The organism is Dactylosporangium sp. NPDC000244 (assembly GCF_040300725.1).
Lineage (GTDB): Bacteria > Actinomycetota > Actinomycetes > Mycobacteriales > Micromonosporaceae > Dactylosporangium.
This window is the reverse complement of record NZ_JBEPEH010000054.1, coordinates 45,737-59,490: the sequence shown is the minus strand read 5'-3', so window position 1 is coordinate 59,490 and position 13,754 is coordinate 45,737. Positions and strand designations below refer to the sequence as shown.

Here is a 13,754-nt window from a genome sequence, read left to right as displayed (position 1 = left end):
ATCAGCGGATCTCGAGGTCCTTGCGCGAACGTCCCAAGGCCCCCTCTGGGCCCTCACCACGCACCTGACGCAGAAAGTTGAACTCGTCCGGCTGGAAGTGAATGTTGCTCAGCGAGGCGCCGACGACCGTGGTCGCCGCGAACGAGAGCCCGATACCAAGCTTCTCCAGCGAGGCGAAGACCGCGTACTTCTCCGTGACAATGCCGTCGCGCATGATCGACGCGCACGTGGCGGCCAGTTCCGACGCCCCGCGCGGGGCCGCCTCATCGACGCGATCGACCAGGCCGTAGTCGAGGGCCGTCGGGGCCGACCAGGCGACGTTGCAGTACATGAGCTCCTTGGCGCGCTTGAGGCCGACAGTGGCGAACAGCAACGACATGTCGCCGTCCACCCCGACGTTGTGCCACCGGGGAGAGCCGAAGGTCGCGTCCTCGCCGGCGACCACCAGATCCGCGCACAGCACCAAGTAGAGCCCGGTATCCCAGCAACGACCACGAGCCTCGACGATGGTCACCTTCCGGCAGTGCAGCAGCCTTTGGTACAGACCCGAGCTGCCCCACCACGCGTCGTCCAGGGCGATCAGCCGCGCCCGTTGGCTCGGGTGCTTGCGGACCGCTCCGCCGGGTGCCTCGACGTACTGGCTCCAGGCGTCGGCGGGATCCCAGCCGGCACACAGGTCGTCGCCTTCACCACGAATCAGCACCACCTTCACGTCGTCGTCCTCGTCGACGTTCGCGAGATGGGCCGCGAACTGCGAAGCCATGGCACGGGTCATGAGGTTGCCCGCCGGGGACCGCCGGATGGTGACGGTGGCGATGTGGCTTTCGTGGTCCTTGCTGAGCTCGACCGTGCCCTCGCTCATGCATCCTCCTCCGCTCATGCATCCTGCTCCGTGTGACCGGACCCGACCGCCGTGCGGTGGATCGCGTAGTGGTCGGCCAGATCGAACTCCCGCCCCACCCCGTGTGCGTCGTAGACGGCCTGTTGCAGCATCTTCGACATCGTCACGCCGTCCAACGGCATACCGAGAACTGCGGCGGTCATCCGCTCCACCTCGGTCTGGAGCTGCGGCGCCGGGACAACCCGATTGACAAGCCCGATCCGCCCGGCGGTGGCGGCGTCGTAGGTGGTTCCCCGGAGCAGCCACGACTTGGCTCGATTGAGCCGGATCGTGAGTGCCGCGAGGACGAAGTTCGACTCGGGTACATCCAGGAACGGTGAGCCGAACTCGGCGTCCTCGCTCGCCACGGCGAGGTCGGTGCAGAGCAGGAGCGCGCTGCCCGCTCCGTGACACGCACCGTGCACCTCGGCGACCACGACCTTCTTGGCAAAGCAGGTCGCCTGGTACACCGCGGTCGACGCAGCGAAGGCCTGGTGCCACGTGGTGGGCGCCTCGGCCGCCGACGGGAACCCGGTCGGCACCGCCGGCGCGAAGTCTGGTCCCGTGGCACGCAGCACGATCGCCTTGACGTGATCATGGTCCGACGCCTCGATGACGGCCGCTGCAAGGTCGTCTGCGAACGCAGGATCGTGTGACGTCAGCGGGGCGAAGCTGTCCACTTCGACGTACGCGCGGCCGCCGGTTACACGAAGGTCGACCGGGCTCATGCCTTCACCCCCGCGCGGGGGTCCGCCGCGCCCTTTCGCTTCTTGTCAGCGTCGAGCGCACCACCGACGCCGACCTCCTTCGCGGTCTTCCAGAAGTCCATCTCGTCCGGACCCGGTTGCAGGAAGTGCGACACCAGCAGCCCGGTGATCGAGGGAACGCTGGTGTCCATCGCGCCCTCCGCGGCGCGAAGCCTCGACTTCAGGTAGAGCAGGTGGCCGGGTGGACGGGCCGCGAGGTCGGCCGCGATCGCATGGGTGGTCTCGGCGAGCCCGGCTGCCGGCGCGACCGTGTCGACAAGACCAAGACGGTGCGCCTCGGTCCCGCTCAACGGCATCGCGGTGAACCCGGTGCGCCGGGCCGCCTTCATGCCCAGGATCCGGTTGATGTGCACGCTGGCGACCGCGCCGGCCGGGCCCAGGAACCGAGCCTCGAGTGCGCCGATCCGCGTGTCCTCGGCGGCCGTCACGACGTCGACCTTGCAGGCAATCATGAAGTAGGCGGCCGCTGCGCAGTAGCCGTGCAGCTGTGCGACAGTAACCTTCGGCGAGCGCGAGATCGCCTGGCTGAATCCGAGCCGGCCCCACGCCATGTCCGCGCCGTACCGGTACCCGACCGTCAGCGTGCGACGCCGCTCGTGCGGTCGTTTCTGGCCCCACTGCTCGTTGATCTCGTTGCCGCTGCAGAACGACTTGCCGTTGCCGCGGATCACGACGACGCGCACCTGCGGGTCACCACCGGCCTGGGCCATCAGGTCGATGATGCGGTCCCGCATCGGGACGCTCATGGCATTGTGCTTCTCGGGGCGGTTGAGTGTCAGGTAAGCGATGCCGGAGGCTGCATCGACTTCGTACAGCACCTGCCCGGCCGCGGCCGCGATGCTCTCTGGAGTTCCGTACCTCACGCCTTGCCCACCTCTTCCGCTACGTGCGCGACCTGGGCCTGCTCGACCACACCCTGGGCCACCAGTCCATCGATTCGATCGGGGGAAATACCGAGGTCCTTGAGCACACCGGTGGTATCGGCGCCGAGCTCCGGGGTCCAGCCGCCGACTCGTGCGGGGGTCCCGCTGAGCAGGAACGGGCTGCCGACCGTGCGGATCGTCCCCCATGTCGCGTCCGGTTGCTCGACGACGAAGCCGTTCGCCAGGACGTCAGGATCGCGGGCGGCCTCGACGAACGTGTTGACCGGGGCTACGGGTACGCCGTTGTCCCGCATCCGTTCGACCCACGTGTCCCGGTCTGCGGTCAGGAAGGTCGCCTCGAGGATGGGCTCGAGGATGTCGCGATGCTGCTCACGGATCCGGCTCTTGGCGAATCGCGGGTCGTCGCGCAGGTCGAGCCGGTCGAGGGCCGTGGTCAGCCCGTTCCACACCTTCTGATCCGTGGCGCCGATGACGACCCAGCGGTCGTCCTTGCAGCGGAAGGCGCCCGAGGTCGACGTCACTCGGCCCTGGGTCCGCTTCACTTCGTCGCCGTGCAGCGCGATGGTGACCTCGGCCGTGTGCATGGCCAGGCAGGATCCGACGAGCGAGCCGTCGACTCGCTGGCCACGTCCGGTCCTCTCCTTGGCGAGCAGGGCGGTCAGGATGCCCATGGCCAGGAAGACCGCGCCGGCCGAGTCGGCCATTCCGCGACTGGCCAGTCGCGGTGCCCCGTCCGGGGTACGCACGAAGTCCGACAGGCCCGAGACGGCCTGGGCGACCATGTCGAACATGGGCTCGTTGCTGCGCGGGCCTAGTGGGCCGTACCCCGACGCGGCGGCATAGATGAGCTGCGGGTTTTCCTCGCGCAGGGTGTCGTAGCCCAGGCCCAGCTTCTCCATCACGCCGAGCCGGAAGTTCTCCACGACGACATCGCACTCCCGGGCGAGGGCTTTCACGATGTCGCGACCCTCCGGGTGCGTGATGTCGACGGCGATCGACTTCTTGCCGCGGTTGAGGCCCGTGAAGAAGCCCGCGTACCCGTCAGGTGCCTGGCGGAGCCGCCGGTCCCACTCACCTCCCGGCCGTTCAACCTTGATGACCTCTGCGCCGAGGTCGGCGAGAATGCGGGTCGCATACGGACCCTGCAGGAAGCGCGTCAGGTCGAGAACCTTGACTCCGTCGAGCGCGCCGGGCCGAACTTCGGGGTCGCTCATGCGTCCTCCCCCACGGTGGTCGTAACGAGCACGTCAAGCGCCTCCACGCGGCTCCCCGTGATGCGCAGCGGGTTGATTTCCAGGGTGTCCAGATCCGGCCCGACGGACAGGGCGGCCCGGCTGATCGCCACGATGGCCCCGCTCAGCGCGTCGAGGTCGGCCGGCTGAGTTCCGCGGGCGCCGCGCAGCAGTTCAGCGCCCTTGAGCTCCTCGAGCATCCGCCGCACCTCGCGGGCGCTGACCGGCAGCACCCGCAGGCTGGTGTCCTTCAGAACCTCCACCCAGATGCCTCCGAGGCCCACGGCCAGCACCGGCCCGAAGGTCGGATCCTGGGTGATCCCGACCAGCAACTCCTGGCCGGGCGCCCGCATCGGCGAGACGAGCACGCCGCGCAGGTCGGCGTCGGGAACGTTGCGCGCCACCGTTGCCATGATCGAGTCGTACGTCGTCGCCGCGGCATCGGCGCCTTCGACGCCCAGGACGACTCCGCCGACGTCGGACTTGTGCGCGATTGCCCGCGAGCAGATCTTCATCGCCACGGCGCCGCCGAGCTTCACCGCCGCGTCGGCGGCCTCGGCCGCGGATCTCACCAGGTAGGCCGGGACGATCGGGACGCCGGTGGCCTCCAGCAGGGCACGTCCCTCGTCCTCGGCCCAGGTCCGGGCCTTCGGGCCGTCGGCGACGGCGGCGGAGGGCAGTTCTTCGGTCGTGCTCACCAGCAGCGAGTTGCGTTGCTCGACCCACCGCACCACATGGCCGAGCGAGGTGACCGCGAGCTCGACGCCGGGCAGCAGGAAGAGGTTGTTCGCGGAGAGCAGTGACTGGGCATACGGCGAGACGTCGAGGCAGGTGTTCGAAGAGAGGAAGACCGGCACCGGTGCCGCGGCCACGATCTCGCCGATGATCTTCATCCGGCTCTCGATGAACGTCGGGTCCTCCGGGCGCTCGTCCGGCAGTGGCGTCATCATCGAGAACATGAAGTCAATGCCGGCGTCGTCGACAGCGATCTCCATCAGGTCGTCCTCAGCTTTGGTCGGACGCGGTCTGGCTCGCGCGTGGCCGAAGCCGGTGGTGTCGAGCGGGTTGAGGATCGAGGCGAACTCGGGCAGGTGCACGGCGAGCTTGGACCGGGTGTCCTCCTGCCAGTCCGGCAGCGCGAGGCTGTTGAGCGAGGCGAGGTCGGCAATGATGTTGCAACCACCGCCAGAGGAGGTCACGACGCCCATGCGGCGACCTTCCGGCAGGCGCGGGCTGTAGCCGAACACCCCGGCGGTTGCGACCAGCTCCTCGACGCTCTCGACGCGGACCATGCCGGCCTGCCGGAGCGCCGCGTCCACGACGGCGTCGTTGGTGGCCATCGCGCCGGTGTGGGCCATGGCCGAGCGCATGCCTTCTTCGCTGCGGCCGGCCTTGTAGACGACGATCGGCTTGCCGGCCCGCAGTGCCTTCGCGCCAAGCTCGAAGAGGCGGTCCGGCTCGCGCACGGTCTCAAGGAACAGCGCGATGGCGCGCGTGTTCTCGTCCCCGATCAGGTAGTCCAGAACGTCGAGACTGGTCAGCACGGCCGAGTTGCCGACTGACGCCCACAGGGTCGACCCCACGCCGTGCGCCTGCGCGAACTGGTACGTCGCCCGCGCCATCGAGCCGCTCTCGAACACGGCGCCGACCGGGCCCGGCACGGGTGCGGACTGCGTGGCAACGGCCCAAGGCGCCACGCCATCCACGGCGTTGATGAACCCGATGGTGTTCGGGCCCATGACGGTCAGGTCGAGCTCGACCGCGCGCTGCGCCAGCCGGCGCTGCCGATCACGTCCGTCGGCTCCGGTCTCCCCGTAGCCGGACGCGAGGACGACGGCGTTCTTGATGCCGGCGGCGGCGGCGTCCTCGATGATCGGATCGACGCGGTTCGGGCCCACCATGATGTAGGCCATGTCGACGGGCTCGTCGAGGTCGCGCAGGGTCGGGACGGTCGGCTGCCCGAAGATCTCCTCGTACTTGGGGTGGACGAAGCGCACGTCCTTCACGCCACCACCCAGCTCGATCGCGTTGAGGAGATTCCGGGCCCAGCTGGAGCTCGGCGATGCACCCACAACCGCGATGCTGCGAGCGCCGAAGAAGCGGCGCAGCCGGCCCGGCTCGACAACCGAGCGTCGTGCTGCGTAGTCAACGGTGAGCATGAGGCGTAACTCCTCGAGCGTCAGGCAAGTTGTTTAGCATCGTGAAGTATTCTATATCTCGTGAGGTCAGGCAAGTACTGGACTCGATTTCGGCCGACGCCCCGTCCGCCGCGTCCTGTCAGAGGACGGCGCGGAACTCGGCCGGGGAACGCATCTTGATCCCGCGGTCGCGGGCAACGAACCTGCCCGCAGGGCGCAGCCAGGGACCTCTCCTGCAGCATCCGCAGCCGGCCATGCCGGTCCCGCGCAGGCGACCAAGTCTTCGCACGCGGGGTTGAACACGTCGGGCAGGAAGCATCGACGCTCGGCCTTGTGGCCGAGGCCATCGCCAAGGGACGAGCCGAGAGGGGGCGTCAGCCGCTATCCGAAGTAGGCGGCATGGAGCTCGGCGCCCTCAAGTGAGGACGGCGTTCCCGTGGCGGCGATCCGGCCGTCGCGAAGGACGATCATCCGCTCGCAGGCGCTGGCCACCCGATCGCTGTTCTGCTCGACAACCAGCATGGAGATGCCCGCAGCCTGGAGCGACCGCAGCGATGAGTAGATCTTCTCGACCACGACGGGTGCGAGACCCAGCGACGGCTCGTCGAGCAGCAGAAGCTTGGGCCGCTGGATGATGGCGCGGGCCAAGGAGAGCATCTGCTGCTCTCCCCCGGACAGCAGACCGGCTAGCTGGGTGCGTCGCTCGGCAAGGATCGGGAAAAGCCCGTACACCAGGTCCTGCACTTCGGCGATCTGGCGTCGCACGGCGCGCCGGCTCAGCCGCATCGCGGAGATCTGCAGGTTCTCCTCGACCGTGAGCGGGCGAAGCACCCGGTGCCCCTCCGGCAGGATCACGATCCCCTTGCGCACGCTGGCGGCGGTCGACGACCCGTTCATCCGGGTGCCGCGGAACGAGACCTCTCCCGACCGCGGCTTGAGCCCGCCGCTGAGGGCCCGCATCAGGGTCGTCTTCCCGGCGCCGTTCATCCCGACCAGGCCGAGCAGCTCGCCCTCGTTGAGCGCGAAGGAAACGTCGTGCAGGACGGGCTGATGGTCGCCGTAGCCGACCGTCAGGTTGCGTACGTCGAGAAGCGGCGCGCTCATCCGGGGACCCCCAGGTAGGCGGAGATGACCTCTTGCTGCCCGAAGACCTCGTTGGGCGGGCCTTCGGCGATGACCTGGCCGTGGTCCAGGACGTAGATGCGATCACAGGCGCCGGTGATGAGCGGCAGGTTGTGGTCGACCAGGACCACGCCGAGATCGCGGGCACCGAGCGCCCGAACGGTCGCGGCGACTTCCTCGCGCTCGAACTCGGTCAGACCGGCACCAGGCTCATCGAGCAGTAGGAATGCGGGGTCGAGCATCAGGTTGCGCGCGATCTCCACCAGACGGAGCACGCCGTACGGCTGGTCTCCGGCAAGGCTGTGGGCGCGGTCGGCGAGGGCGAGGTCGGCGAGCAACGTCATCGCCCGGTCGCGGCCGGCGACCGCCTGCTTTCGAGCGGCCGGACTCAGCAACGACTGCCGGAACCACCCGACCTTGCCGATGCCGTCCCCGGCGAGCATGACGTTCTCCAGCAGTGTCAGCTCGGGGATGATCTTCGGGCTCTGGAACGTCCGGCCGATTCCCGACTGGACGAGCTTCTGCGGAGGCGTACCGAGAATCTCTTCGTCACCGAGACGGATCGAGCCGGTCGCCCGGACGTCCCCGGTGATCGCGTTCAGCAGGGTCGTCTTGCCGGCGCCGTTCGGGCCGATGAGCCCGACGACCTCACCGGTTGCGAAGGAGATCGAGACGTCGTTGACCGCCGTGTTGCCGCCGAAGGCGACCGACATGCCACGCACCTCTACGCGCAAGTCCCGATGTACGGCCTTGACCGACTCGGCGAGGTTGCGTGTCATGGTCTCGGTGAGGACGTCGCCACCTCCACCTGGATCATCCAGCTCGAGCTCACCGGTGGACTCGGACGAGTCCGGTCGCCGTCGCCGGGCAATCCACTTCATGAAGTTGTCCAGCCAGCCGGCGATGCCACCGCGGGTGAGGACGACGAGCACCAGAATGCCCACGCCGTAGACCAGGTCCTGGGCTTGGCTGGTGGCAAGCGAGAGCTCGTCCATCAACAGGATGGCGATGACGCCGAAGACGGGACCGAGGAGATAGCCGGCGCCGCCGAGGATCGCGGCGAGCAACAGCGCGACCAGGCGGGTGAAGCTGAAGGTTTCGAGGTCGATCACCAGCTGGAAGTGGGCGAAGAGGACGCCGGCCAGCCCGGCGAGCGCACCTGAGAGCGCAAACGCAACGAGCCGGGTCGAGTCGGGTGAGACACCCACCGCGGCGAGAACGCGCGGGCCCTCGCGCAGCGCGGTCAGCTTGCGCCGCATCGCTGAGCGGTGGATGCGCAGCACGAGCTCGTACGTCAGCCACGCGAAGAAGGCGGCCAGCCAGTAGTACGACAGATAGCCTCCGGTGAGCTCGTAGCCGAACAACGTCGGCAACGGGATCGCGTAGATGCCGATCGTGCCGCCACTGAACTTCTCCCAGTTCGCCGTGACCTCGGCGAGCGCAAGCGCGAACGCCAGCGTCTGGATGGCGAGGAACAGTTCGTTGAGGCCCCTCGTCGGAACCGCCACCAGGACGGACAGTGCGGTGGTGACCGCGATCGAGATCGCCAGCGCCGGCCAGAAGGGCATCCCGAACTGGACCTCGAGGTAGACGCTGGTGAACGCACCGAGGCCGTAGGTGATGACAATCGAGAGGTTGAAGATGCCCGCGTAGCCATACACGATGTTGAACGCGGCCGTGAGGATGTAGGCGATAACGGCAGCGGTCGCAAGGTGGACGAAGTAGTCGTTGCCACTGGCGATGAGCCCGATGATCACCAGGACCAGCGGCCCGGCGACATGCTTGACCCACGCCGAAGTCAGTGCCTGGCTCAGTCCGCCGGCCTTGTGAGAGGCGCCGCCCGCCTTGCGCCCAGTGGCCTTGTCCAGTCCGATGATGCTCATACGCGCTCTGCCGTTCCGCGGAAGGTGAACAGTCCCGTCGGCCGCACGAGCAGCACCAGGGACAGGATCACGAGGAGTGAGGTCAGGTGGTAGCCGGCAGCAATGTGCTGGTCGGTCAGCGTCATCACGAAGCCGGCCACGACGGCACCGCCCACCGCGCCGAAGAGGCTTCCGAGCCCGCCGATCACGGCACCGACGAGGCTGAGGACGAGAAGGGTCGGTGCCACGTCCACCGAGACACTGGCGATAGACGCCTGGAAGATGCCTCCGATGACCAGGCAGGCGCCCGAAACGACCCACGCGAGCAGCTCGAACCGCATCGTGCGGACGCCGTAGACCTGCGCCAGTTCGTGGTCGAACGAGACGGCCGCGAGGTTGTGCCCGATCAGCGTCCTGTCGAACAGGAACCACATCACCAGAAGGAGCAGGATCGACAAGCCGATGACCAGCAGCCGCTGCTTCGAGGTCTCGTAGCTGCCGATCGAGACGGACCCACGGATCCAGGGCTGCACGATCGAGGGCTTACCGCCGAACCATGTCCGGGTCAAGAAGTTGAGGAGCAGGCCGAAGCCGAGCGTTGCCAGGGTGAGGCCGATGACCGGCACTCCCTTACGCTGCGCAGGCACGATCGCGATCGCGTAGCACAGAGCGCCCAGGACGCCGCCGGCCGCGATCGTGAGGACGACGCCGACGGCGCCGTTGCTCGCCCCCCAAGACGCACACGCAGTGCCGGCGAAGACGCAGAAGCTCCCCGCGCCGAAGTTGACGACTCCGCTCACGCGGAACACCAGACTGACCGCCAGGACTAGCGGAATCAGCACCGCCGCCTGCGACAAGCTGGTCACGACCAGCGAGATCATGCGCTCTCCTCGTTGCCTCAGGAGTTGACCCGTACAGAATCCTTCACATCGCTAACTTGTATGAGACTGAGGTCACACGACGCCTTCTGTCAAGGCCCTCCGCGTCAGTTGGCGTCGACCCTCGCACGGTTACTTAGCATGGTGTAATGTTCGTCACCGAACCACAGAGAGGGGCCTTGCTATGACCACCGAGCCGCTGCTTCGGCTCTACCACACCGGCATCATCGTGGACAGCCTCGACAACGCGATGGCCGCCATGGGCGACGCCCTGCGCCTGGACTGGGCGCCGCCGCTGAGCTCCACCGTGCCGCTCGAATGCCCCGACGGCATCGTCGGGCGTGAGGTCCGGTTTACCTACTCGCTGCAGGGCCCGCACTTCATCGAGCTGCTCGAGCAGATCAACCCGGCTCCCTACCTCAACGTGACGGGTGGTCGGAGGGTCCACCACCTCGGCTACTACACCGATGACCTGCGCGCTGCCGCGGCGATGCTCGAGGCCAAGGGCTACCGGCGCGAGCTGAACGGCGTCGCCGAGGACGGCGGGATCGGCCGCGCCACGTTCCACTACAACCCGGAGTCACCCGGAATGTGGATCGAGCTCGTCTCGCACGAGGTGGCCAACCAGATCGACGGCTGGATCGCTGAGGCGGCGGCCGCGAAGGGTATCGCCTACGCCTCGCCGTTCGCATGAGCGGACCGCTGTCCGGCCTTCACGTCCTCGACCTGTCGACGTACGTCGCCGGGCCTTCGGCGACGCTGGCGCTGGCCCAACTCGGGGCGGACGTCGTGCGCGTGGATCCCCTCGGCGGTGCGACCGACACGCGGCGCCTCCCGCGAAGCGTCGACGGGACGAGCCTGTACTGGGCCGGCCTGAACAAGGGCAAACGTTCCGTCGAGGCCGATCTGAGGTCGGAGTCAGGACGGGACCTGGTGCGTTCGCTCCTGGCGGCGCCCGGGAGCGGCCACGGTCTGCTGGTCACCAATGCCGTCGGGCAGGAGTGGCTCAGTTACGAGAGGCTCAAGCAGGTCCGACCCGACGTCATCGTCGCCCACATCGCCGGCCGCGGCGACGGGCGCCCGGCCGTCGACTACACGATCAACTCGGAGGTGGGCCTGCCGTGGTTGACCGGGCCGGTGGACTCAGCGCTCCCGGTCAACCACGTGCTGCCCGCGTGGGACCTTCTCACCGGCTTGCACGTTGCCTTGGCGCTCCTGGCGGCGCACGCAGAACGCGTCTCCACAGGCCGCGGCCGGCTCGTCGAGGTCAACCTCGCAGACGTCGCCGCCGCGACCATGGCCCACCTCGGCTTCGTCGCCGACGCGGTGGTGAACGGAGCGGGACGGCTCCGCGACGGCAACTATCTCTATGGCAGCTACGGGTGCGACTTCGCGACCGGTGACGGCCGGCGAGTCATGGTCGTCGCACTCACGGCTCGCCACTGGGACAAGCTGGTCCAGCTGACCGGGACGTACGACGTTCTCCAGAACCTGCAGACGACGCTCCATGTGGACTTCGGCGAGGAGGCGGCACGATTCGAGCACCGCGACCTCATCTCGGCGATCCTCGCGCCATGGTTCTCCGCCCACACCCACGCCGAGGTTGTCGCCGCGCTTGACGCCGGCCACGTGCTCTGGGGCGACTATCGCACGATCGCCGAGTTCGTGAGCGACCCGATCGTGACCGCCAACGACCTCTTCCATCAAGTCGACCAGCCGGGCGTCGGTTCCTTCCCGGTTCCGGGTCCCGTCACTCGATCGCCCGGATGGGGGCAGGGCACACCCGCTCCAGCGCCCCGGCTGGGCGCCGACAACGACGCGGTCGTCCGCGAGTGGCTGCAGATCAAGGACGGGACGGCATGAGCACGGAGCGACTCTTCCTCAGCTTCACGTACCTGAGCGACATGTCCCGGCACGGTGAGTACAACGCATGGCACCAGCTCGACCATCTGCCGGAGAACGAGCTCCTTCCCGGCGTCGCCTGGGGGGACCGATGGGTCCGCACACCCGGCTGCGCGGCGGCCGGCCATGTCGGCGACACCGCCTTCGCGCCGGTCCAGTACGCCATCGCCTACGGCTTCCGGGCCCCGCTGGAGCCGGCGCTGCAGGCCTGGACCGACCTCAACCAGCGGGCGCTGTGGTGGGGGCGACGCCCGGAGCTGGCCTGGACCGAGCGGCGCCCGGTGGGCTTCTTCCACCCCGTCGAGGAATATTCGGCCGCACGCGTCCTCGTCGCCCCGGCTGCCATACCGCACCGGCCGCATCGGGGCGTCCACCTCACGCTGTCGCGGGCTGCCGCACCCTCGGTGCCCGCCGGCGCCGCCTACTTCGCGGCCTTCGACCGCGACCTGGTCCCGGCGATCCTTGCGATTCCCGGCGTTGCGGGTGCGGCGACGTACCGGTTCGCGGAGGGTGCAGGTGGGTTCGGGTCACCAGCCACGGGCGGCGAGAGCGACCTGATCGTTCGCATCCTCTACCTCGACGGCGACGTGCTGGAGACCAGCGCCCGCATCGAGGACGAACAGCCCGGCTGGATCGGGCGGGCCAGCGTGCCCGGCGATGCCGAGCACGTCCTGTTGAGCACCCCGATGCTGTCAATCCGTCCCTGGGAGTGGGACTGGTTCGACGGCCGCTAGCCGCTGATCGCTGCGGACGCGACGACTCGGCACGCAGCAGCTGACCACCACCGAGGCCGCGCAGGTGGCGGCACAGGCCAAGGCGGCCCAGGTCAGCCCGGTCATGGTTGCCTCGCCGGCCGGGCCCGCGGCCGCTCCGATCAGCGCGGCGGTGACAGCACTGCCGACGGCCCCGCCGACTGCTCGCAGGAGGATGTTGACGCTCGTGGCACTGCCCGTCTCGCCCGGCTCGACCGAGTCGACGACGAGTCCCGGCAGAATCCCGAACGTCGCCCCTGCCCCAGAGGACGTCAGCACCACCGATGCCACCAGCAGCGAGAGGTGCCCGTCGACCTTGATCAGCACCAGAGGTCCCAAGGCTCCGACGACACCCCCGGACGCAAGTGCGACCCGTCGGCCCCATAGTCGCGCCACCGTTGTCGCGGTACGGCTGCTCAGGTAGTTGCAGATGGCGATCGGGATCATCACCACGCCGATCGCGCTCAGCGTGAGCCCCACCCCGAACTGCGTACTCGTGGGCGCGAGGCCGATGCGCGTGATGAGCACCGGCGTGTTGTACAGGCTCACCCCCATCAGCAGGCCCGTGAGATGCGCCGCGAGCACGTTGCGCCGAGTGAACAGACGCAGCTCCACCAGCGGGTGGGCCACCCGGAGCTCGAGCCGGATCCACAAGAGCAGCAGGACGAGGGCGAGCGCTCCGAGGACCAGCACGCTGGCACTGGTCCAGCCCCAGGAGTTGCCCTGGCTGATCGCGAGCAGTGCGGATGCCGTGGCGGCGATCAGGACAACCGCGCCGCGCACATCCAGCTGAGAGCCGCGGTCCACCGGTACCGTCGCCGGCAACCCGGCGGCGACGGCCAGCGTGACGAGCAGCGCAAGTACCGCGGCACCGGCGTAGGCCGCGCGCAGGCCGAAGTGGTCCGCCGTGAAGGTCGTGACCGGGTAGGCCGCCCCGGCACCGAGCGCGGTGGTGATGGACAGCAGCGCCACCAGCCGCACGGTCGCCGTACCGGTGACCAGGTCCCGGGCACAGGCGATGGTCATTGCGACCAGTGCCACCGCGATGCCTTGCAGCGCCCGGCCGGCGAGGAAGATCCCGAAGCGTGTCCCGAAGGCGGAGACCGCACATCCGAGCGTGACCAGTGCGCAGACCACCAGCATCGCCGGTCGGCGGCGGCGCCCGTCCGCCAGCCGGCCGAGCAGGGGCGTCAGCGTGGCACCTACGAGCAGGGTGATCGTGTACGACCACTGGGATGCCTCGGTACCGACGCCGAAGGTCTCTTGCACCTGCGGAACCAACGGGGCGCCGAGGGTGACCACCGCTGCCGACACGAGTGCGGTGCACACCAGGAGCG

12 protein-coding genes are annotated in these 13,754 nt (G+C 68.6%); 3 read left to right on the top strand and 9 right to left on the bottom strand.

The annotated features are described in order from the left end of the window. Position 1: 1 nt before the first annotated feature. The 8 genes from ABT369_RS50635 to ABT369_RS50600 all read right to left on the bottom strand — a co-directional run bounded on the left by ABT369_RS50635 (position 2) and on the right by ABT369_RS50600 (position 9,766). Positions 2–862 (bottom strand): enoyl-CoA hydratase/isomerase family protein, encoded by an 861-nt coding sequence (locus tag ABT369_RS50635; RefSeq protein ID WP_350624598.1) that lies wholly within the window; start codon positions 860–862, stop codon positions 2–4. A 14-nt stretch (positions 863–876) separates the two neighbouring features. Further along, positions 877–1,608 (bottom strand): enoyl-CoA hydratase/isomerase family protein, encoded by a 732-nt coding sequence (locus ABT369_RS50630; protein ID WP_350624596.1) that lies wholly within the window; start codon positions 1,606–1,608, stop codon positions 877–879. Next, positions 1,605–2,465, bottom strand: coding sequence for an enoyl-CoA hydratase/isomerase family protein (locus tag ABT369_RS50625; protein ID WP_350624594.1), 861 nt, complete (start codon positions 2,463–2,465; stop codon positions 1,605–1,607). Before ABT369_RS50625 ends, ABT369_RS50630 begins: the two co-directional genes overlap by 4 nt. A 41-nt stretch (positions 2,466–2,506) precedes the next feature. Further along, the gene (locus tag ABT369_RS50620; RefSeq protein WP_350624592.1) at positions 2,507–3,745 is read right to left on the bottom strand and encodes a CaiB/BaiF CoA transferase family protein; all 1,239 of its coding nucleotides are present in this window, start codon (positions 3,743–3,745) and stop codon (positions 2,507–2,509) included. Further along, on the bottom strand, positions 3,742–5,922 hold the full coding sequence (locus ABT369_RS50615) for an acetate--CoA ligase family protein (RefSeq protein ID WP_350624590.1): 2,181 nt from the start codon (positions 5,920–5,922) through the stop codon (positions 3,742–3,744). Before ABT369_RS50615 ends, ABT369_RS50620 begins: the two co-directional genes overlap by 4 nt. A 360-nt stretch (positions 5,923–6,282) precedes the next feature. Then, positions 6,283–7,005 (bottom strand): ABC transporter ATP-binding protein, encoded by a 723-nt coding sequence (locus ABT369_RS50610; protein ID WP_350624588.1) that lies wholly within the window; start codon positions 7,003–7,005, stop codon positions 6,283–6,285. Then, entirely contained in the window at positions 7,002–8,906 is a 1,905-nt protein-coding gene (locus ABT369_RS50605; protein ID WP_350624586.1) for a branched-chain amino acid ABC transporter ATP-binding protein/permease, read from the bottom strand. The genes ABT369_RS50610 and ABT369_RS50605 overlap by 4 nt, the downstream gene beginning before the upstream one ends. Further along, entirely contained in the window at positions 8,903–9,766 is an 864-nt protein-coding gene (locus ABT369_RS50600; RefSeq protein WP_350624584.1) for a branched-chain amino acid ABC transporter permease, read from the bottom strand. Before ABT369_RS50600 ends, ABT369_RS50605 begins: the two co-directional genes overlap by 4 nt. Before the next feature lie 181 nt (positions 9,767–9,947). On the opposite strand from ABT369_RS50600, the gene ABT369_RS50595 reads away from it, so the two are divergent. From ABT369_RS50595 to ABT369_RS50585, 3 genes are read left to right on the top strand one after another with little or no spacing between them, the layout of a single operon-like run. Beyond that, entirely contained in the window at positions 9,948–10,457 is a 510-nt protein-coding gene (locus ABT369_RS50595) for a VOC family protein (RefSeq protein WP_350624582.1), read from the top strand. After that, positions 10,454–11,626 carry a CoA transferase gene (locus ABT369_RS50590; RefSeq protein ID WP_350624580.1) on the top strand — a complete coding sequence of 391 codons (1,173 nt, stop codon included), beginning with the start codon at positions 10,454–10,456 and terminating at the stop codon, positions 11,624–11,626. The genes ABT369_RS50595 and ABT369_RS50590 overlap by 4 nt, the downstream gene beginning before the upstream one ends. Further along, entirely contained in the window at positions 11,623–12,399 is a 777-nt protein-coding gene (locus ABT369_RS50585; RefSeq protein ID WP_350624578.1) for a hypothetical protein, read from the top strand. The genes ABT369_RS50590 and ABT369_RS50585 overlap by 4 nt, the downstream gene beginning before the upstream one ends. Here the strand turns inward: ABT369_RS50585 and ABT369_RS50580 are convergent. After that, on the bottom strand, positions 12,358–13,746 hold the full coding sequence (locus tag ABT369_RS50580; protein WP_350624656.1) for an MFS transporter: 1,389 nt from the start codon (positions 13,744–13,746) through the stop codon (positions 12,358–12,360). The two genes, ABT369_RS50585 and ABT369_RS50580, sit on opposite strands and share 42 nt — an antisense overlap. Positions 13,747–13,754: the final 8 nt, after the last annotated feature.